This is a genomic window from Ruegeria sp. BB9 (assembly GCF_056539345.1).
In genome coordinates, this window is the sequence record NZ_JBQFUU010000001.1 from 467,290 (window position 1) to 488,653 (window position 21,364).

The following is a 21,364-nucleotide window of genomic DNA, read 5'->3' on the forward strand; positions in this document are numbered from 1 at the left end:
TTTGCATCATGCGGTTGCCGGGGGGGAGCGCAGATGTCGACGAATTCGGCTGGTTTCGTAGGCAATATTCCAAGTCATTACGACGCGGGGTTGGGTCCGAATATCTTCACTGACTACGCGGACAGACTTGCCGCCCGTTGCGCCGAAGAGCCGGTGGCCAAGGCCATCGAACTGGCTGCGGGCACGGGGATCCTGAGCCGCAAGCTGTGCGATGTGCTGCCGAGTGAGACCCAAGTTTTGATCTCGGACCTGAACGCGCCCATGCTGGAGGTTGCAAAGGCCAAGTTCACGGCGGCGGATAGCGTCGAGTTCGCGGTCGTCAACGCGATGGATCTGCCGTTCGAAGACGGCGCGTTCGACATGATTACCTGCCAGTTCGGGGTCATGTTCTTTCCCGACAAACCCGCTTCGTTCCATGAGGCGGCGCGGGTGCTCAGACCGGGTGGGCGCTATGTTTTCAACGTGTGGAGCTCGATGTCCGAGAATCCGTTCTCGCAGGTCGCGCACGATGTGGGCGCATATTTCTTTCCGCAGGATCCGCCGGGATTCTACAAGGTACCGTTTCACTATGGTGACCCCGAGGCTGTCCGGGCCGATCTGAGGGCCGCAGGCTGGACGGATATCCAACACGAAACGATCCGGCTGACGAAGACCATCGTCAACCCGGAAGCCTTTGCCCACGCTCTGGTTTTTGGCAACCCGTTGGTTGATGAAATACGAGAGCGCGGCGGCGTGGATCCCACGGACGTGGCGGCGCGGATGTTCTCTGAATTGAAGCGCGCCTTTGCTCCGCAGGGCATGACGATGCCACTGTCAGCGACCACGTTCGTCTGCCGAAAGACCTGACGCTATGTCGCGCACACTCCGACCCGGGTCAGAAAATACCCGATGACGATCAGGCCAGCAGCGCTTGACCGTTCTTGAGGTGACGCGAAATCAGACCGCGCTGCTTGTGACCCTTTGGGATCAGGGCGGCTGGCCGCGGTTCAAAGCCGGGGTCCTCAAGCTCGGGGAACAGGGCCAATATCTCGGCGCGAGCCGCCTCGGGGATGGATTTCAGCGCTTCGGGACCGGCGAACAGGCTTTCGCTTGGGGTGTCGTTGGTAAAGACGACCTGATGCGTGTCGAAAAGAAGGTGGAAATAGCAAACGGATTCCTTGTCACAGACCCGGTCAATACCGTCCAGCGGCAGCAGCGACTTGGCCGAAACCAGCACCTCGTTGGTGTTGAACATGCGTTGCGCGATCTTTGACCGCACCAGAATGCGGTGCTGGGGTGAAACGGTCAGGTCCTGTGTTGGCAGCCCTGCGCCGAGCGCGCCGGCGGCGATCCGGATCGGAACCAGTTTCGGATTGGCGGAGAGGTCGACGCTGTCCAGTTCACGGCGCCCGATCCAGCGGATCGGCTGATAGCTGCCAGCGTAGGTCAAAACCAGATCTCCGACCGACAAGTTTTCGATCCTTGTTGTCCCGTCCTTGGTGGTGATCAATGTGCCGGCGGTAAAGCATGGGACATTCGAAATCGGCGATGCCTGACCATCACTGCTGCCGGCAACCTCATAGGTCGTACCGGGAGTCGGCAGGACGGGACCGCTGATGCCGACATTTACACCGTCGATGCGAATGACCCAGAACGTGTCGCCGGAGGTTGTCGTAAAACCGAATTCGAGCTCGACCTGATCGCCGGGCTGAAAGGTCTTTCCGTTGATCGTCACCGCCTGGCTCAAAACCTGGTCGTTGTTGGCCGTACTGGGCGATGAGCCGTCCCCGGGCGTGTCTATGTAACCGTCCGAAAACAGCTGGCTGGCCGTGCCGTCGTCATCCTTGACGTTGATCACGGTCAGTGCGGCACCAGCATTCAAGGAAAAGGTCGTTCCGACGGGATAGCCGACAGTGTTGTTCGTCGATGCGCCTCTCCATTGGTCGAACCCATAGATCGGCACCGTGAAATTAAATGTCGCCAAACCTTAACTCCTTGTTACCGCTTGTAGTTACAGAACGGCCAACGCGCAATTCAACTCTCGTCAGGGCTTTGATGCACAAAGAGGTGCGATACGCTCCGAGTTGCCTGAGATTTCAGCATTTGGTGAACGCTACCGTTTGAACAGAACGTTCTGCGCGTCTTTGCTGCGATGATCTCCGCGCAGCTCGGCATGCAGGGCACGTCCCGCCTGAACTCCGGGGCGGGCTCCCACGGTTTCCAGCCACCGGGCAAAGTGGGGTTTGTCCTCCAGCGTCTGCTGCTGACCCTCCCACAGGCTGGCCCAGCCCCAAATCGACATATCGGCGATCGAAAAAAAGTCGCCGGCAACATATTCGTTGTCGGCAAGGCGCCGGTCCAGAACGCCGTACAGGCGCGCAACCTCGGTGCGGTAGCGGTCCTTGGCATAGGGCAGGTCCTGCGGCGGGTCCAACTGGGGGGCATATTTCAGAAAGTGGTGTGCCTGACCGGCCATCGGTCCGACGCCACCCATCTGCCACATCAGCCATTCCTCGACCGCGATCCGGTCACGCTCGGTCGATCCGTAGAACCGGCCGGTCTTGCGGGCCAGATACATCAGGATCGCGCCGCTTTCGAAAACCGAGATCGGTGTGCCATCCGGGCCGTCTGGGTCGACGATCGCCGGCATCCGGTTGTTGGGCGAAATTTCCAGAAACTCGGGCGCGAACTGATCACCTTTGCCGATGTTTATGAGGTGTGTCTGGTAGGGCAGCCCCATCTCCTCAAGGGCAATGGATACTTTCCAGCCATTTGGCGTGGGCCAGAAATACAGGTCGATCGGGTGTGTCATGGGGCCTCCGTTTTGCGAGACGATCATGAGCCATTCGCCGCAAAGGGCAAGTGCGCGGTGGATGTCGCGGCTTGACGCCCGCGCGCCCGAGGCGTATGCGCAATCCAGAAACCACGTGGCGATTTGTTACCGGATTGCGGGCCACGCTAAACAACACCGCTAAAAGGTCAGGATGAAAGACCCCTTTCGCTTGACCGCGTCTGGGGTTTTTTTGATTTGCCCTCGGGTTTCGGGGCCGAAAGGTAAAGACATGAGCGAAAGCTGGAACAAACGCACCCAAGCCGTCCACGGCGGTATCCGTCGCAGCCAGTACAACGAAGTCAGCGAAGCGATTTTCCTGACGCAGGGGTTCGTCTACGACTCCGCCGAGCAGGCCGAAGCTCGGTTCATCGAGACTGGCCCGGACGAGTTCATCTATGCCCGTTATGGCAACCCGACGGTTGCGATGTTCGAGCAGCGCATCGCTGCGCTTGAGGGGGCCGAAGATGGTTTTGCGACGGCGTCCGGTATGGCGGCCGTGAACGGGGCGCTGACCTCGATGCTGAAGGCGGGCGATCACGTGGTTTCAGCCAAGGCCCTGTTTGGGTCCTGCCTGTACATTCTGGAGAATATTCTGACCCGCTATGGTGTCGAGGTGACCTTCGTCGACGGCACCGACCTGGACCAATGGAAGGCCGCGATCCGGCCCGACACCAAGGCCGTGTTCTTCGAATCCATGTCGAACCCCACGCTCGAAGTCATCGACATTCGCGCGGTGGCAGAACTGGCCCATGCGGTGGGGGCCACCGTGATCGTCGACAACGTGTTCTCGACCCCGGTGTTCTCGCAGGCGATCGCGCAGGGCGCGGATGTGGTGGTTTACTCGGCCACCAAGCATATCGACGGGCAGGGCCGCGCGCTGGGCGGCGTGATTCTTGGAACCAAGGAATTCATCCGCGGCACGGTAGAGCCTTACCTGAAACACACCGGCGGCGCGCTCAGCCCGTTCAACGCCTGGATCATGCTCAAGGGGCTGGAAACGTTGGCGCTGCGGGTCAATGCCCAGGCCGAGACGGCGCAGAAGCTCGCCGAGGCGCTGGAGGGGCACCCGGCGCTGGAGCGGATCATGTATCCGGGCCTGAAATCTCATGCCCAGAACGCTCTGGTGCAGAGCCAGCTGGGGGGCAAGGGCGGTACGGTCTTGTCGCTGGCCATCAAGGGGGGCAAGGACGCGGCCTTCCGGTTCTTGAACGCGCTGACGATCCCGGTGATCTCGAACAATCTGGGCGATGCCAAGTCCATCGCAACCCATCCCGCAACGACCACGCACCAGCGGTTGAGCGATGCGCAGAAAGACGAATTGGGCATCACGCCCGGTTTGATCCGCTTTTCTGTCGGGCTCGAAGATGCTGACGATCTGCTGGAGGATATTCGGCAGGCATTGTCGGCTGCTGCGGTGTGACGGCGCACACGCGCCATTGAACACATCGGCAACCGCGCAATGTCGTCCGGATAAAAGGGCGCAATCCGTTCGGAAATGGCGGTTTTGCGATGGTTTTTTCGATCCGGGCTGCTATCTCACCCGTATTGGGTTACACTGTGGTTTCCGCCGCAGTCAGAGATGGCCTGACGACACACCGAGGATACGCAGCCAATGAACATTCATTCGCGCGACATTGACGAAAAACCTGATCGGGACGAGGCCGCTGAGGCTCTCAAGGTCTTGCGGAAATGGGCAAAGGGCGCCAGCGTGGCCGAGATCAGCCAGCTTGATCCGGCGGTTGCGCGCTTGGTGCCAGGGTTGATGCCGGACAACTACCCTGCGATGTCACGTGAATACCCCGAAGACTTCAAAGTTGACGAAGCCTACAAATCTGCGTTGCCCGATCTCCAGAACGGCCCGTCCAGCCTGATCCGCGGTGCGAAACAGCAGATCCAGCATGTGGGCATCTCGAATTTCCGCCTGCCGATCCGGTTTCACAGCAAGAACGGTCCGGACCTGACGCTGGAAACCTCGGTTACGGGCACCGTCAGCCTCGAAGCCGAGAAAAAGGGCATCAACATGTCCCGGATCATGCGGTCCTTCTACAAGCATGCCGAGCGTACGTTCAGTTTCGAGGTGATGGAATCCGCCCTAAGCGATTATCTGACCGACCTCGACAGTTTCGGTGCAAGGCTTCAGATGCGCTTCTCCTATCCCGATCGGGTCAAAAGCCTGCGTTCGGGTCTTGAGGGATATCAGTATTACGACATCGCGCTTGAACTGGTCGAACAGGGCGGCGTGCGTCAGAAGATCATGCATCTCGACTATGTCTATTCTTCGACCTGCCCATGCTCGCTGGAACTCAGCGAACACGCCCGGTCGGTGCGCGGACAGCTTGCGACGCCGCATTCGCAGCGTTCCGTGGCGCGCATTTCGGTCGTGGTCGATTGTGACGCCGATTGCCTGTGGTTCGAGGATCTGATCGCCCTGTGCCGCCGTGCCGTCCCCACCGAAACCCAGGTGATGGTCAAGCGCGAAGACGAACAGGCCTTTGCTGAGCTGAACGCCGCCAACCCCATCTTTGTCGAAGACGCCGCGCGTCTGTTCTGTGCCGAGCTGCTGGCCGATCATCACGTGGGTGACTTCCGCGTCATCGCCAGCCATCAGGAAAGTCTGCACAGCCACGATGCGGTGTCGATTCTGACCGAGGGGCCGACATTTGCGTCCACCAGTCTGGACCCGCGCCTGTTCACGACGCTGTTCCACGTCGGCTGACCCAAAAAACGCCGCGAAAACCGGCGTATATTGGGCGGTAGGCGCCTTTTTGCCGCAATGCAGCGGAAAATGCTGCATTCGCGCGATTATTTGCATACATTGAAGATGAATGCAGCTGTGGCGCGCCATGTCAGATGTGGCGCACCACCCCGAAAGGAAGCCGGGACGTGTTACGCCTTGGACTGCAATACACCTTCGTCCGTCCGCGCGATCGGAACGGCAAGGGCTTTTCTACCTCGGAAATCGGGCTGCTTCATTGCTACAGGAGAGACTTGGAATGAATCCCATTGCCCAACAGCTTGAGCTGCAGGCCGCCGCCGTGCGTCTGGCCGGCTATGCCGTGACCAGCCAGATGAAAATGATGCAGGCATTTGCTCAAACCGTGTTCCCGATCCCGGTTGCGTCGGTCACCGAACCAACGAAGCCGGCCGTGAAGTCGGCCAAGAAACCGGTGGCGCGAACCACGGCCAAACCCGCCGCGAAGAAGGCGAAACCTGTTGTCCGGGCCAAGGCCAAGACGGTCGCAAAGCCGGCTCCGAAGCCGAAGGCACCCGCAAAAGCCGCACCGAAACCGGACGCGAAAGCCACAGCCAAGCCCAAAACGCCGCCTGCAACGGCTCAAAAACCGTCGCAGCCCGTCGCAACGGCCACCCCTGCACAGCGCGTCACTCCGGTCGCATCGGAGAAACCCGCAACGGCCGTGACGCCCAAGGCCAAGCCCAGCGTGGCAAAACCTGCGGCTTCAACCGAAGAAGCCAAGGCCAAAAAGCCCGTAGCGGCTGCAACAACCAAACCCGCCGAGGCACCGAAACCGGCAACGCGCCGCACGCGTGCGCCGTCCAAGCCACCGGCCATGCCGCCCGTGGCTGAAAAAATGGACGACTGATCACAGATCATCTGCTTGACACTTTCGGGCCAGCGCGCCAACGCTGCCCGTCATGATGGATCTTCGCCCGGTCGGATATGTGATTGGCTTGCTGGTCGCCATACTTGGGGCGACCATGCTGTTGCCGATGCTTGCGGACATCATCGAGGGGCGGGGCGAGTGGAACGTTTTCTTTGAAAGCGGTGTCATCACGATCCTGACCGGCGTGGTTCTGGCCATGAGCTGCTCGAACGGTGTGGGCGAGGGGCTGACCATCCGTCAGACCTTTTTGCTGACCACTGGCGTCTGGGTCGCGCTGCCGCTTTTCGGGGCAATCCCCTTCGTGTTCGGTGAGACCGAACTGCGATTTGTCGATGCCTATTTCGAAGCCATGTCCGGGCTGACCACCACCGGTTCGACCGTTATTTCCGGGTTGGATGATCTGCCGCGTGGCCTGCTTTTGTGGCGCGGTTTGCTGCAATGGCTGGGCGGGATCGGCATCATCGTCGTGGCCATGGTCTTCCTGCCCGAACTCAAGGTCGGCGGTATGCAGATCTTCCGCTCGGAAGGGTTTGAAACCATGGGGAAAATCCTTCCGCGCGCGCAAGAGATCGCGGGCCAGATTTCGCTGATCTATGTTTTCCTGACCGTAGCTTGCGCCTTGGTGTATGCCGGTTTGGGCATGAACTTTTTCGACGCGGTCGTTCATGCGTTCACAACCGTGTCCACTGGCGGGTTCTCGAACTATGATGCTTCGTTCGGAACGTTTTCGGGGCCCGCGGAATACGCCGCGTCCGTATTCATGATCCTGGCTGCTCTGCCGTTCGTGCGCTATGTGCAGTTCGTCAACGGCCGGACAGGCTCGATCCTGGAAGACAGCCAGATCAGGGCCTTTCTGGCCACGATTGCCGTTCTGGTGGTGATCATGGCGGTCTTTCTGACATCGGTCTTTCCGCATCACTGGGAACAGGCGGTGCGCGAGTCGCTGTTCAACATCACCTCGATCATTTCCGGCACCGGCTATGCCAGTGTCGATTACATGACCTGGGGCAGTTTTCCGATCATGATGTTCTTCATGATCGGCCTGATCGGTGGTTGCGCCGGTTCGACGGCCTGCTCCATCAAGATCTTCCGGTATCAGTTGCTGATTGCTTCCATCAAGGCTCAGATCAGCCGGATTCGGTCTCCGCACGGAGTGTTCGTGCCCAAATATGATGGCCGCGCCATCAGCCGCGATGTCCTGACATCGGTCATGAGCTTTTTCATGTTCTTCGCGCTGTCGCTGGGGGCGTTGTCCTGGGCGCTGGCGCTGACTGGTCTGGATTTCATCACGGCAGTATCCGGTGCAGCGACGGCGCTTGCCAATGTTGGCCCCGGCTTGGGTGACCAGATCGGCCCCGCAGGGAATTTCGCCGGGCTGAACGACACGGCCAAGTGGTTGCTGACCTTCGGAATGCTGACCGGCCGGCTGGAGCTGATGGCCGTGTATGTCCTGTTCACCATTCGGTTCTGGAGAGGCTGATGAAAAGACCATTGGGCGCCCAAATCTCGCACATGCTCAAGGATCGGGGGGTCGAAGTCATTTTCGGCATTCCCGGTGTGCACAATCAGGAAATGTACCGTGGAATCGAAGAAGCGGGCATTACTCATGTGCTGGCGCGGCATGAGCAAGGCGCGGGCTTCATGGCTGACGGTTATGCAAGGGCGACGGGCAAGCCCGGCGTCGCCTACGTGATCACCGGTCCTGGCCTGTGCAACGTCATGACGCCGATGGGGCAGAGCTATACCGACTCGGTTCCGATGCTGGTTCTGTCGTCCTGTCTGGGCGAAACTCAGGCGCAGCGTGGCCAGTTGCACCAGATGAAAGATCAGCGCGCGGCCGCTGAATGCGTGACCGACTGGTCCTGTCAGGCAAACGACGCGCAATCAGCCTATGGCCTGATCGAACGCGCTTTTGAGGAGTTCGCGTTGAAACGCCCGCGCCCCAAGCATATCCAGGTCCCGATTGCGCAGTTGGTGGCCGAGGCCGACCCCGCTCCTTTTCCAAACCAGGACGCGGTGCGGGTCAAGGCTCTGGCGCCGGACATCTCGCCGGTTCTGTCGCTGCTGAACATCGCACGGCGGCCGCTGTTCATACTGGGTGGTGGGTCGAGGTCGAACCTGTGGCGCCAGATTCTGTCTCAGCTCGGTGCGGCCTGTTTCACCACTTATGCAGGGCGTGGGTTGGTCGGCACCGGCTATACCCTGGATTTCGGCGCGAAATTGCCGCGACCCGGCAGTGCCGAGGTGATTGGGTCGGCCGATCTGGTCATCGCGGTCGGTGCCGAATTGGGTGAGGTCGACCTTTGGCGCGATCAGTTGGGCCACAACGCGACCTTGGTGCGGGTTGACCTCGACCCCGAGGTGCTGGCCGACCGGCACCGGGCGGCGGTCAAGCTGCAGGCCGACGGCGAAAGTTTTGCCCATTCACTGTGGTCCGCGACCCAAGACTGCAAACCGGCCACCGGCTGGTCGCCGGAAGAGGTGGCCGAAGCCCGAGCGCGCTGGCGCGCCGAGGTCGACGCGGAAAGACCGGGTATCGTGCCGGTTGCCGACGCCTTGCGTGCAGCGATGCCCGCCGACACCATGATCTATTCCGACATGACCCAGTTCGCCTATGTCGCGAAAGAAGTCTGGGACATGGCGCGCCCATACCACTGGCACCACCCGACCGGGTTCGGCACTCTGGGCTATGCACTGCCGGCCGGGATCGGCGGCGCGGTTGCGCGGCGCGGAAAGCCAACTGCCGTGATCGCGGGTGACTACGGGTTCCACTATACGATGCAGGAACTGGGTGCGGCGGTCGAGCTGGGGTTGTCGCTGCCCATCATCCTTTGGGACAACGGCAAGCTGAAAGAGATCGAGGACAGCATGGTCGGCAGCCAGATTGCTCCGAACGCGGTTGTCGCGCGCAACCCTGATTTCTGCAAGCTGGCCGAGGCTTTCGGTGCGCGGTCGGCCGGTCCGAACTCGCTACCTGAAATGCAGGCTGCCGTTCGCGCGGCCTTTGACGCGCCCGTGCCGACCCTTGTGCACGTCACGCCCGATATCTTGAAGGGCTAAAAAAGGCGCCGCAATGTCCTGCGGCGCCCTCAAATTCTATTCGTGACTTTCGGTCAACCCCAGCAATTCACCAGCACGGTCATGCCAGTCGCGCGGCGGTTCAACTCGTCAGGCGAAACTTGCCCGGTCTCCTGCGCGGTCTGAGCCGTTGCCCCGGCCTTTGACAGGATCTCGTGAAGGCGATCGGCCGCGGCAGCCAGGCTGACATCGCGGGGCAGGGTTCGCCCCTCGGTCCGCGCAGGCAGCAGCATTCCGACCACGTTGCCGTGATCATCGAATACCGGGCCGCCGGCGTCTCCGGGTTGTGCGGTCAGGCTCAGGCGGGTCACACCGGCCTCTCCGTTCAGCCCGCGGATATCGGCGATCTTGCCGTAGGTCAGGGTCGGAGCCCCCAAAGCGCCCCCATATGAGTATCCCGCGACGGCCACTTCAGATTGCAGGCGAGGCTGGGCTTCGTTCAAGGCCGCAACGGCCATCGGTGCCAGCGTTTTGTTGGGGCGCAGGACCGCCACGCCCAGTTCGGGATCGCTCCACGCGGTTTGCAGTTCCTGACCGTCCTCAAGGGTGACGCGGGTGCAGTTCTGCACAGCCTCGGCCACGGTCAGGACCAGACCGTTGGGATCGGCAAAAAAGCCCGACCGAGACAACCGTGGCCTTCTGAGTTGGAGACCGGACATCAAGTCGATGCTTTGCTCGGCATTGGCGCCAGCCGCAGCATCAAGAACACCATCGGTGGTTTCAAAGCTGGCAGTCATTGCGGCCAGAACCCGGGCGCGGCGTGCGTCATCGCCTTCGGGCCAGACAAGGGTGAAGCCCTTGATCTTGCCGTCGCTCAGATTGGCCTGTGTATAGGATACGATCCCGTTGCCGCGGCCTTCGATGGTAAACCTGTCGCCACGCAGCTCACGCGGGCCGTTCAGCGGCACGATCTCAAGCGATTGCATCGCCTCGAACAGCGCGCGCAAAGTGGTTTTGCTGCCCTCCTGGCTGATCAATACGACCCGTGCGTCCAGATCCCCGCTGGAATTGAAATGCGCGAACGGCGCCTCGTATCGGTCGAAGGCAATTACCCCAAGCGGCAGGTCGACGGAAATCCCGGCGCGATCATCGACGTGACGCGCCATGCCGACGCTGATCAGCGGGGCATTGTAGTCATCCATCAAAGCCTTGCGCTGTGCCGTCGTCAGGACACCGGTCGGTTCAAAGCCGTTGAACCGCTGCCATTCCGCCATCGACCGGCGTGTACCTTGGCCGAATGCCCCGTCAATGGTCGAACTGTAGAACCCGGCAGCCTGCAATGCGGTTTGCAGGTCTTTTCGTTCCTGTCCGCTCAGCAGCCGCTCGGACTGCAGGGCCTGTGATCTCGTCTCGTCCGAAGGTTGCGGTGTCAGACCGGCCTGAGGCTGCTCTGGCTGCGGCTCGGGCTGAACGGGCGCTGTGATTGCGCCGCGGTTCAGGACATTGGCGCCGATTGGCCAGAACTGCTGCCCCAGGGCGCCTGAAAATGTGATGAAACTGTCTGAGGGGATCTGCCGTTCGGCCCGGTAGACGCGCAGCACCTGCTCGGCGTCGGCCCGCAGATAGGGGCCGATCACTATGGCGTACCAGCCGCTGTTCAGGCGGAACCCGTTCACGTCGGGCAGGGCATTGGCATAGACTTGCGCCCGGTCCTGTGCCTCGCGCAGCGATGGCTGCGCTTCGACCTGAACCCAGACGCCTGCGTCAGCCCCCTGTTGAGCATACGCAGCGCGCATGCCGACTGTAATCAGTAAAAGAATTGCAACGAATATGCGTGTCATTTTCTGCCCGTTTTATGCAGTGTTTTGGCTTTGCCTCAACTTACGCGATTCAGGGGTGAAAACGCTATGCCCACGATACGGGGAATTTCTGGTGTGGCGGCACAGTGACAGCAGGCGGGCATTGGCCCGTTGACGCCCCTTGGCCCCTTGCATAGGAAGGGCAAAACCGACCGAAACCGGGCAAATCCGCGCCCAAAGGGAATGTCATGACCGAACCGTCCAGCGCACCACGTTCATTTCAGGAAATCATCCTGCGGCTTCAGAACTACTGGGCCTCGAAGGGCTGTGCCATCCTGCAGCCATACGACATGGAGGTCGGTGCCGGTACATTCCACCCTGCAACCACCCTGCGGGCTCTGGGGTCCAAACCCTGGGCTGCGGCCTACGTTCAGCCGTCGCGCCGTCCGACCGATGGGCGCTATGGCGAGAACCCCAACCGCTTGCAGCATTACTATCAGTACCAAGTGCTGATCAAACCCAGCCCTCCGGACCTGCAGGAGCTGTATTTGGGCAGCCTTCAGGCCATCGGCATCGACATGGACCTGCACGACATCCGTTTCGTCGAGGATGACTGGGAAAGCCCCACCCTGGGCGCATGGGGCCTGGGATGGGAGGTCTGGTGCGACGGCATGGAAGTCAGCCAGTTTACCTATTTCCAGCAGGTCGGCGGCCATGACTGCGCGCCTGTCTCGGGCGAGCTGACATATGGTCTGGAACGTCTGGCGATGTATGTGCTGGGCATCGACCACGTAATGGACATGCCCTTCAACGACCCGCAATCACCCAGCCCGCTGACATATGGCGACATCTTCAAGCAAACCGAAGAGGAATACGCCCGTTGGAACTTTGACGTGGCCAACACCGAGGTTCTGTTGCGCCACTTCGAAGAGGCCGAGGAAGAATGCGCCGCGATCCTGAGCCAGGAAAACGTTGACCCCAAAACGGGCAAGCGCATCATCATGGCGCATCCTGCTTATGACCAGTGCATCAAGGCCAGCCATATCTTCAACCTCCTGGACGCGCGCGGCGTGATCTCGGTGACCGAGCGGCAGGCCTATATCGGGCGGGTGCGCGCGCTGGCCAAGCAATGCGCCGATGCCTTCGTGCAGACCGAAGCCGCAGGTTTTGAGGCCTGATGGCCCGTCGCACCCCACAGGAGGATCGCGCATGACCGGGAAAATGCTGGCAATTCTGTTGGTCGCTTGCGCCGTCATTGCTGGCGTCAGCATGTATTACCTTCAGGTCTACGGTTACTACTACGAGGTCGAACCCTCACCCGGTCAGGATGTTGTTCTGACCGAAGCCGCGACCGGCCAACCGGTGCCAATTGCCTACAGCGCGTTTCAGGCGATCGACGCCGACAGCTCTCCGATCCGGTATCGGGCTTGTTTCCAGACAGATCTGAAGCCGGAACAACTGGCCGTCCGCTACATGAGCGCCGAAGAGGCCGAGCCGCTGACGGCCCCGGGTTGGTTCGACTGCTATGATGCGGCTACTCTGGCCGAGGCGTTGGCGAACGGATCCGCCCGCGCGTTCGTAGGGGTCAAGAACATCCACTATGGCGTTGATCGGATCGTGGCGGTAACGCAGGACGGTTCGGGTTTTGCCTGGCATGCCCTGAACAACTGCGGCGAAAAGGCCTATGACGGAACGGTTGTCGGCGAAGAGTGCCCGCCCCGACCGGAAAACTGAGTGGGTGGGATGGGGTTCATCGTTGAAATCCCCGGATTTCTGACGGCAACGCTGGGCTTTGCCGTCTACCTGATGGGCGCCGAGATCAACGCCCGCGCAGAGGTTCTGCGCCGGTTCAACATTCCCGAGCCCGTGACCGGAGGCCTGTTGGCCTCGTTGGTGGTTCTGACGCTGTATCTGCTGTTCGGTATGGAACTGGAGTTCGACCTGACCGCGCGGGATTTCCTGCTGGTGCTGTTCTTTGCCGGGATCGGCCTGAATGCCCGGCTGTCCGATCTGATCGCGGGCGGAAAGCCTCTGGTGCTGCTGCTGATCCTGACGTTGCTGACGATCGTGGCGCAGAACCTGATCGGCGCGGCGGGGGCGGCGGCCTTCGGCTATCCGGCGCAGTCCGGCGTTCTGTTCGGCTCGGCTGCCCTGATCGGCGGCCACGGCACCGCCATCGCCTGGGCGCCCGAGGTGGCGCAGGTCACCGGGCTTGAGGGCGCGACCGAGCTGGGAGTGGCCGTGGCGACCCTCGGGCTTGTTCTGGCTGCGCTGGTCGGCGGCCCCATCGCGCGACTGTTGATCGAAGGGCGCGACCTGTCGCCAAACCGGCCGGACGAAGAACACACGATCGGCGTACCCGACGAGCCGTCAGACGCGGCCGCGAAGATTGACCACCTGACGCTGATGCGGGTGCTGCTGTACCTGAACATGGCCATTATCGCAGGCTATGCTCTGTCCGAGGCGATTCTGGCCGCGGGTTTGAAACTGCCGCTGTTCGTGCCCTGCCTGATCATGGGCATCGTGATCGGCAACCTGCGCCCGCTGCTGGCCCCGCGCGCCGCGCCGGTGTCGCGCACGCCGTCGCTGGCGCTGATCTCGGAATTCGCGCTGGGCGCGTTTCTGGCCATGTCGCTGATGAGCCTGCAACTGTGGACCATCGCCGATCTGGGCCTGTCGATCGTGGTGATCATGACGGCGCAGACTTTGTTTGCGGTGGCTTTCGTGATCTGGGTTCTGTTCCCGGTCATGGGCGCGAACTACCGCGCGGCGGTGCTGGCGGCGGGGTTCGGCGGCTTCGCGTTGGGCGCAACACCGACCGCAATTGCCAATATGACCGCCGTAACCAAGCGATACGGGCCTTCGCCTATTGCCTTTATCGTGCTCCCCCTTGTATCCGCATTCTTCGTGGATATCGCCAATGCCATCGTCATCCAGACGATCGTCAATTTCTAAGGATCGAAAATGCCCGACCTGCTGATCGAACTGTTTTCCGAGGAAATCCCCGCGCGCATGCAGACACGCGCCGGCGAGGATCTGAAAAAACGGATCACCGATGGTCTGGTCGAGGCCGGTCTAACCTACGCCCATGCCCACGCCCTGACCACGCCGCGCCGCCTGACGCTGGCGGTCGAGGGGCTGCTGGCGGAAAGCCCCACCATCCGCGAGGAGCGCAAGGGCCCCAAGGTCGGCGCGCCCGAAAAGGCGATCGAGGGCTTCCTGCGAGGCGCAGGGATCAGCCGCGACCAGCTCGAGGAACGGGACACGCCCAAGGGCGCGGTCTATTTCGCCACCATCGAGAAACCGGGCCGCCCGGCGGCCGAGATCGTGGCCGAGGTTCTGGCCGACACGATCCGCAACTTCCCCTGGCCGAAATCCATGCGCTGGGGCAGTGGGGCCCTGCGTTGGGTGCGCCCGCTGCATTCGATCCTGTGCATCCTTGGCGATGAAGCCGGCGCGCAGGTCGTACCGATGGAAGTCGACGGCATCACCACCGGCGACACCACCGAGGGCCACCGCTTCATGGCGCCGGGCCGGTTTGCCGTGACCGGGTTCGAGGATTACGCCGCCAAGCTGAAGCGCGCCTTTGTCGTGCTGTCGCCCGAGGAACGGGCCGAGCACATCTGGAATGACGCACAGAACATGGCCTTTGCCGCCGGTCTGGATGTGGTCGAGGACAAGGGCCTGCTGGCCGAGGTGGCCGGGCTGGTCGAATGGCCGGTTGTGCTGATGGGACAGATCGACGATGAATTCCTGGACCTGCCCCCCGAGGTGCTGCAGACCTCGATGAAAGAGCACCAGAAATTCTTCTCGGTCCGCAATCCCAAGACGGGCCGGATCGAACGGTTCATCACTGTGGCCAACCGCGAGACCACCGACAATGGCGCGACCATTCTGGCCGGAAACCAAAAGGTGCTGTCGGCGCGTCTGGCCGATGCGAAATTCTTCTGGGAGAATGACCTGCGCGTCGCCAAATCGGACATCACGCAATGGACCCGCGCGCTGGAGAACGTGACCTTCCACAACAAGCTGGGCACCCAGGCGCAGCGGATCGACCGTATCGCCGCGCTGGCCCGCGAACTGGCACCGGTGACGGGAGCCGACCCGGATCAGGCCGAGAAGGCCGCGCGTCTGGCCAAGGCCGATCTGAGTTCGGAAATGGTCTATGAATTCCCCGAACTTCAGGGGCTTATGGGGCGGTATTACATTGAGGCCGCTGGAGAAGACGCCGCCGTGGCCGCCGTGGCGCAGGAGCATTACTCGCCTCTGGGCCCGTCGGATGACGTGCCCACCGCGCCGCTCTCGGTGGCCGTGGCGCTGGCCGACAAGCTGGACACGCTGACCGGGTTCTGGGCGATTGATGAAAAACCCACCGGCTCGAAGGACCCGTTCGCGCTGCGTCGGGCGGCGTTAGGGGTGACCCGATTGATCCTGAACAATGATCTGCGGCTGAAGCTCGACCGTTTCTTCGACGCGCAACTGGTTCGGGCCGAAGCGGCTTCGAACGAAGCCTTGCACGACGAGCATGTCGCAGAGCTGTTGGATGAAATCGCCGATCACGGTGTTTTCGGAGCGGCGTTCCGCACGGTGAAGGAGAAGCTTGCGGGCGACGAGGCCGGGAAACACCAAGTGACGGATTTTCTGCATCTTGAACGGAAGGTGCCCGATACGTCCGAGGATCTGCTGACCTTCTTCCACGACCGCCTCAAGGTCTTCCTACGTGACGAGGGCATTCGCCACGACGTGATCGACGCCTGTATCGCGATGGACGGCAATGACGACCTGAACCTGCTGGTCAAACGCGCCCGCGCGTTGAATACGGTGATCGCGACCGAAGATGGCGAAAATCTGGTGCAGGGGTTCAAGCGCGCCAACAACATCCTGACCCAGGCCGAGGAGAAGGACGGGGTCGAATACTCGTTCGGTGCCGACCTGAAATTCGCCGATACCGACAGCGAAAAGGCCCTGTTCGCCGCACTGGATCAGGCACAGGCCAAGATTGCACCGGCACTCAAGGCCGAGGATTTCCCGGCGGCGATGGCGGCCATGGCCGCGCTGCGCGGGCCCATCGACGCGTTTTTCGAGGACGTGCAGGTCAATTCCGACAATGCCGTGCTGCGCCGCAACCGCCTGAATCTGCTGAGCCAGATCCGCCAGATCTGCTCGAGCGTCGCGGACCTGACCAAGATCGAAGGCTGACCCAAAGGGCGCGCTCTGGCGCGCCCACAAGGCCCTTGCGCGGAAGGCTGGGGCGCTTATGCTGCGGTGAAACCAAAAGGTGCCGCAGTGCAGAATAATCCGCATACCACGCTCATCACTCCTGATGCTCCTGTCGCCGCCGACACCCATGGCGGCCGGGCGAAATGTCTGCAGCGCCTCGTGCGGTTGGACCTTCCCGTACCGCGTACGGTGGCCCTGTCCTTCGATCAGGTGCGGCGGATCGCTGACGGCGATATCCCGGCAATCGAAGCTATACTTGAACAGTTCGACGCATCGGCGTTGCTGTGCGTGCGCCCCAGTTCCGAGGACCCTGACTGGGGTGGCCCCGGCGCGGTTCTGAACATCGGGATGAACGATGCCCGTTTCGTGGAATTGTCCGACAAGATGGGTCCCGAGGCCGCCGCCGCACTGTATCTGCGGTTCGTCCAAAGCTATGCGATTCACGTCGCGCGTCTGGACGCGGATGTTTTCGACGACATCGAAGCCGATGGCCGCGAAGGCCTGCGCCAGACCCTGCGCGCCTATGAAGACGAAACCGACGAAGCGTTCCCCCAGGATCGCGGCGAGCAGTTGCTGGCGGTCCTGCGCTCGATGGCGCGGGCGTGGGACGGTACGTCCGCCCGCCTGTTGCGGCAAGCCAAGGGCGCTCCGGCGGATGCCGGGTTGGGCCTTGTCATTCAGGAGATGATCCCGGGCGTCGGTCAGGGCGAATGCGGATCGGGGGTGTTGCAGCTGGTGGATTCCTCGACCGGCATGCCGCAGATCACAGGCCGCTACCTGAGCCAAAGCCAGGGGCGTGATGCGCTGGGCGAGGGGGTTGCGGCCCTCTACCTTGAAAAAGACCCGCGCGGGCAGGCGCTCGAGGATGTTGCGCCTCAGGCCTTTGCCGACCTTAAGGCCCATGCGGCGTTGATGCGGCGCAAATTGCGCGAAGAGATGCAGGTCGAATTCGTGATCGAAAACGGCAAGGTGCATATTCTGGACGGGGTCCGCGTTCAGCGCAGCGCCCGCGCCGCCATGCGGATCGCTGTTCGATTGGCCGAGGATGGCATCATCACCCCGCAGGAAGCCGTCATGCGGATCGACCCGCATTCTCTGAATGAGTTGCTGCACCGTCAGGTGCATCCCGAGGCCAAGCGTGACGTGCTGACCACGGGTATCGGGGCCAGTCCCGGGGCGGCCACCGGCCGGATCGTGTTCACTTCGGCCGAGGCACAGGCCAGCGCGGCGCGCGGCGAGCCCTGCATTCTGGTGCGCCGTGAAACCTCGCCCGAGGATGTGCGCGGCATGCACGCCGCGGTCGCCGTACTGACCGAAAAGGGTGGCATGACCAGCCATGCGGCCGTGATCGGGCGCGGGCTGGGGCTGCCCTGTATCGTCGGCGCGTCCGAGATGCGGTTCCAGACCAAGAAAAAGCAGCTTACCGTTCCGGACGGCCGCGTTTTCACCACAGGCGACATTCTGACGATTGACGGAAGCTCGGGCCAGGTGTTGGGGGGCGAGCCGGCGATGCTCGAAGCTGCACTGGATGACTGTTTTCAGACTTTGATGAGCTGGGCCGACGCCGAGCGTGACATATCAATTCGTGCCAACGCCGACACTCCTGCCGACGCGCAGGCTGCGCGGAACTTCCAGGCGCAGGGGATCGGGTTGTGCCGAACCGAGCATATGTTTTTCGACCCCGGTCGTCTGATCGTGATGCGCGAGATGATTTTCGCTCAGACTTCATCGGGACGCGCGGCGGTTCTGGAGCGGTTGCTTCCGATGCAACGCGATGATTTTGTGCAGCTTTTCCGGATCATGGAAGGGCAGCCCGTCTGCATCCGACTGTTCGATCCGCCTCTGCACGAGTTTCTGCCGACCACGCGCAGCGGGCAGCGCGAACTGGCCGAAGCGCTGGATCTTCCGGTTTCGGATGTGGAGCGTCGGGTGGACGAAATGAGCGAATACAACCCCATGCTGGGGTTGCGGGGCGTACGCCTTGGTATCACGGTGCCCGAGATCTATGACATGCAAGCCCGCGCGATCTTCGAGGCGACGCTCGAAGCCAGCAAAAATGGCGCGCCGGTGGTGCCCGAGGTCATGATTCCGCTGGTTTCGGCCAAGCGCGAGGTCGAACTGATCAAGGCGCGGGTGGACACGGTTGCCGCAGCCGTTGCGGCCGAGCGTGGTCAGGAGTTCGAATACCGGTTGGGTGTGATGGTCGAAACGCCCCGGGCCTGTTTGCGCGCCGAGGAAATCGCTCCTCATGCCTCGTTCCTGAGTTTCGGCACCAATGACCTGACGCAGATGACCTATGGTCTGTCACGCGACGACGCGGGACGCTTCATGTCAGCCTATGTTCGGCAGGGGGTGTTCACCGAGGATCCGTTCCATGTTCTGGACGCCGATGGGGTCGGCGAACTGCTCAAGCTGGGCTCGGAGCGGGGGCGTACAGCTCGGCCCGATGTCACGCTTTCGGTCTGTGGTGAACATGGCGGCAACCCCGAATCAATCGCCCTTTGTCGGGATTTGGGGTTCGATTATGTGTCCTGTTCACCCTTCCGAGTCCCGGTCGCTCGGCTGGCTGCCGCTCAATTGGCGATTTCGTCAAAACTTGGGGGTTGACAGGCCGTCAAAGCCCTAGGAATAGTGGTTTCGGGATGGACCTGTGGCTGATTAATTTTGGCCCCGCGGGCAAGATTTTTCTTGCTTTTTCCTCAGAACTGGACCTTTCGCGCCTTCTGCGTTAAGACCCCGTCGCGCCCGCCGGGGGAGGGTATGGCGCGTGAAGTGCCTGTGCGAGGTTATCTGATGCTACGATATATACTGGCTGTTGCCATTGCGGCGGCAACCGTGATGCCGAGTGCGTCCGTTGCCGAGAGGGAAGCCACCGAGACTGCCAAGCGCGAACTGGTGTCGCGCAACGAGGTGCCGGGACAAAGCTTTCGCGACTATCTGAAGCTGTTCCAACCTAGGAAAGAGGTCCAACCGGTTGAGATTTCCTACACCAAGGCCTGGCTGGACCAACAGCCCAAAGCCAGCGGTGGCGAAGATCTGAAATGCTTGGCCGAGGCCCTGTATTTCGAAGCGCGCGGAGAGAGCGTGCGCGGCCAATTCGCGGTTGCCGAGGTGATTTTGAACCGGGTGGAAAGCACCCGTTTCCCGAACACCGTCTGCGGCGTGATCCGTCAGGGAACAGGCAAGAAATATCAGTGCCAGTTCACCTATACCTGTGACGGCCGCAAGGAAGTCATTCACGAGAAGAAAGCCTATGAGCGCGTGGCCAAAGTTGCCAAGGCGGCGATCGAGGGGGTCAGCGATCCGCTCACGTCGGGGGCCACGCATTACCACACCAAGGCGGTGCGCCCGTCGTGGTCGCGCGTTTACAAGGAAACTGCGCGCATCGGTGTGCATATCTTCTACCGCCACAACTACCGCACTGCGAGCAACTAGCGCGCATTGACGCACCCGCGCTGGAACGTTGATGGCGCGGGTGAAACCAGGGGCTATATTGCGGGCAAGGAGACCCGCAATGAATCTGAGCCGCCGAAGCCTTTTGAAATCTGCCGCCGCGCTTGCGGTGTTTCCAACGCCAGCGCGCTCCGCGCCGCTGACCCTGACTGCGCGCGAGGGCGCTCAGTTGATTGCCCCTCCGGGGTTTCCGGAAACCGCTATCTGGGGCTTTGATGGGCAGGTGCCGGGCAGCCCCATCCATCTGCGGCAAGGCGAGCGTGTTCAACGCCGCTTGGTGAACGAATTACCGAAAGCCACTTCGGTTCATTGGCACGGTATCCGCATCGACAACGCTATGGATGGCGTTCCGGGGCTGACTCAGGATGCGGTTCCAGGCGGCGCGACCTTCGACTATGATTTCATCGTGCCGGACGCCGGAACCTATTGGTACCATGCGCATAACAAGTCAGTCGAACAGGTGGCCCGTGGCCTGTATGGCCCATTGATCGTGCACGAGTCCGAGGCGCCGGATGTGGAGCAGGATCTGGTGCTGATGCTGGATGACTGGCGACTTGATCCGGAAACGGCCCAGATTACCCAAGATTTCGACAACGGCCATGACCTCAGCCATGCTGGACGGTTGGGAAACCTCATCACGGTCAATGGTGCATTCGACCCATCCTTTCCTGTTCAACAAAACCAACGCCTGCGCCTGAGGTTGGTCAACGCCGCAAATGCGCGTGTCTTCACTGTTGGCCTGGACGGAATGACCGGATGGATCGTCGCGCTGGATGGAATGCCTTTGGCCGAGCCGATCCCGATTGAGGACACGTTCCCGCTGGCCCCGGCACAACGTGCGGATTTGTTGGTGGATGTGCTGGCTGCGAATGCGGAAACGGCCAGCCTGTTCAGTCAGGAACGTGACGGCGCCTTTGGTTTGGCCCGATTTTCAGTGGCGGGGCAGGCGGCTTCCACTCCCCGGTCGGGAGTTCGGCCATTGCCGCCGAACCCGCTTCCGGAATTGACGGACCTCAACAACGTACCGCGGCACGAGATGAGGCTGCAGGGCGGTGCCATGCGCTGGCTTGAAAGCGCGCGGATTGGCGAAACCGAGCTCTCGGGCCGGGAACTGGCTCAGCTGGGGCGGTTCTGGGCGCTGAATGGCTACGCCGAGCGACCGGATGACCCGTTTCTGGACGCGCCCTTGGGAAGCGTTCACCGGATTGCCTTCGTGAACGAAACGGTATTCCCGCACGCGATGCACCTGCATGGCCACCACTTTCGGCTGATCTTGCCGGACGGGACCCTTGGCCCGTGGCGCGACACGGTTCTGGTCGAACGCGGCGAAACCCGCGAGATCGCGCTGGTCACCGACAACCCGGGCAACTGGCTGCTGCATTGCCATATGCTTGGACACGCCGCATCGGGTATGATGAGTTGGTACCGCGTCACCTGAC

16 protein-coding genes and 1 riboswitch are annotated in these 21,364 nt (G+C 61.7%); of the genes, 13 read left to right on the plus strand and 3 right to left on the minus strand.

The genetic code is table 11. The annotated features are described in order from the left end of the window. Positions 1-33: 33 nt before the first annotated feature. Entirely contained in the window at positions 34-846 is an 813-nt protein-coding gene (locus tag ACR0FC_RS02355; RefSeq protein WP_170337889.1) for a class I SAM-dependent methyltransferase, read from the plus strand. Between the two features lie 49 nt (positions 847-895). Here ACR0FC_RS02355 and ACR0FC_RS02360 read toward each other — a convergent pair whose 3' ends face one another. Next, on the minus strand, positions 896-1,963 hold the full coding sequence (locus tag ACR0FC_RS02360; protein WP_254437747.1) for a Hint domain-containing protein: 1,068 nt from the start codon (positions 1,961-1,963) through the stop codon (positions 896-898). Between the two features lie 129 nt (positions 1,964-2,092). Next, on the minus strand, positions 2,093-2,791 hold the full coding sequence (locus ACR0FC_RS02365; protein WP_170337891.1) for a glutathione S-transferase N-terminal domain-containing protein: 699 nt from the start codon (positions 2,789-2,791) through the stop codon (positions 2,093-2,095). A gap of 105 nt (positions 2,792-2,896) precedes the next feature. Then, positions 2,897-2,974: riboswitch (SAM riboswitch) on the plus strand. 67 nt (positions 2,975-3,041) lie between these two features. Here ACR0FC_RS02365 and metZ point away from each other — a divergent pair. The 5 genes from metZ (at position 3,042) to ACR0FC_RS02390 (ending at position 9,495) form a co-directional block, all read left to right on the plus strand. Continuing rightward, on the plus strand, positions 3,042-4,232 hold the full coding sequence (gene metZ, locus ACR0FC_RS02370) for an O-succinylhomoserine sulfhydrylase (RefSeq protein ID WP_093962511.1): 1,191 nt from the start codon (positions 3,042-3,044) through the stop codon (positions 4,230-4,232). A gap of 192 nt (positions 4,233-4,424) precedes the next feature. Beyond that, positions 4,425-5,528: a GTP cyclohydrolase FolE2 gene (gene folE2 / locus ACR0FC_RS02375; protein ID WP_170337893.1), complete on the plus strand. Its 1,104-nt coding sequence runs from the start codon at positions 4,425-4,427 to the stop codon at positions 5,526-5,528. Between the two features lie 277 nt (positions 5,529-5,805). Then, positions 5,806-6,414, plus strand: coding sequence for a hypothetical protein (locus ACR0FC_RS02380; RefSeq protein ID WP_170337895.1), 609 nt, complete (start codon positions 5,806-5,808; stop codon positions 6,412-6,414). A 52-nt stretch (positions 6,415-6,466) separates the two neighbouring features. Then, positions 6,467-7,915, plus strand: coding sequence for a TrkH family potassium uptake protein (locus ACR0FC_RS02385; RefSeq protein WP_093962508.1), 1,449 nt, complete (start codon positions 6,467-6,469; stop codon positions 7,913-7,915). Then, positions 7,915-9,495 carry a thiamine pyrophosphate-binding protein gene (locus ACR0FC_RS02390; protein ID WP_170337897.1) on the plus strand — a complete coding sequence of 527 codons (1,581 nt, stop codon included), beginning with the start codon at positions 7,915-7,917 and terminating at the stop codon, positions 9,493-9,495. The genes ACR0FC_RS02385 and ACR0FC_RS02390 overlap by 1 nt, the downstream gene beginning before the upstream one ends. Positions 9,496-9,548: 53 nt before the next feature. Here the strand turns inward: ACR0FC_RS02390 and ACR0FC_RS02395 are convergent, their stop codons facing one another. Continuing rightward, positions 9,549-11,294 carry a serine protease gene (locus ACR0FC_RS02395; RefSeq protein WP_170337899.1) on the minus strand — a complete coding sequence of 582 codons (1,746 nt, stop codon included), beginning with the start codon at positions 11,292-11,294 and terminating at the stop codon, positions 9,549-9,551. 206 nt (positions 11,295-11,500) lie between these two features. On the opposite strand from ACR0FC_RS02395, the gene ACR0FC_RS02400 reads away from it, so the two are divergent. From ACR0FC_RS02400 to ACR0FC_RS02430, 7 genes are all read left to right on the plus strand, one after another. After that, complete coding sequence (locus ACR0FC_RS02400; RefSeq protein WP_093962505.1) at positions 11,501-12,430, plus strand: glycine--tRNA ligase subunit alpha; 930 nt, start codon at positions 11,501-11,503, stop codon at positions 12,428-12,430. A 31-nt stretch (positions 12,431-12,461) separates the two neighbouring features. Further along, positions 12,462-12,986 carry a DUF6446 family protein gene (locus ACR0FC_RS02405; protein WP_170337901.1) on the plus strand — a complete coding sequence of 175 codons (525 nt, stop codon included), beginning with the start codon at positions 12,462-12,464 and terminating at the stop codon, positions 12,984-12,986. 9 nt (positions 12,987-12,995) lie between these two features. Next, entirely contained in the window at positions 12,996-14,207 is a 1,212-nt protein-coding gene (gene gltS / locus ACR0FC_RS02410; protein WP_170337903.1) for a sodium/glutamate symporter, read from the plus strand. Positions 14,208-14,216: 9 nt separating this feature from the next. Next, positions 14,217-16,451: a glycine--tRNA ligase subunit beta gene (gene glyS / locus ACR0FC_RS02415; RefSeq protein WP_170337905.1), complete on the plus strand. Its 2,235-nt coding sequence runs from the start codon at positions 14,217-14,219 to the stop codon at positions 16,449-16,451. A gap of 66 nt (positions 16,452-16,517) precedes the next feature. After that, positions 16,518-19,079: a putative PEP-binding protein gene (locus tag ACR0FC_RS02420; RefSeq protein ID WP_170337907.1), complete on the plus strand. Its 2,562-nt coding sequence runs from the start codon at positions 16,518-16,520 to the stop codon at positions 19,077-19,079. 186 nt (positions 19,080-19,265) lie between these two features. Then, complete coding sequence (locus tag ACR0FC_RS02425) at positions 19,266-19,907, plus strand: cell wall hydrolase (RefSeq protein WP_170337909.1); 642 nt, start codon at positions 19,266-19,268, stop codon at positions 19,905-19,907. A gap of 79 nt (positions 19,908-19,986) precedes the next feature. Beyond that, the gene (locus tag ACR0FC_RS02430; RefSeq protein WP_170337911.1) at positions 19,987-21,363 is read left to right on the plus strand and encodes a multicopper oxidase family protein; all 1,377 of its coding nucleotides are present in this window, start codon (positions 19,987-19,989) and stop codon (positions 21,361-21,363) included. Position 21,364 lies beyond the last annotated feature (1 nt).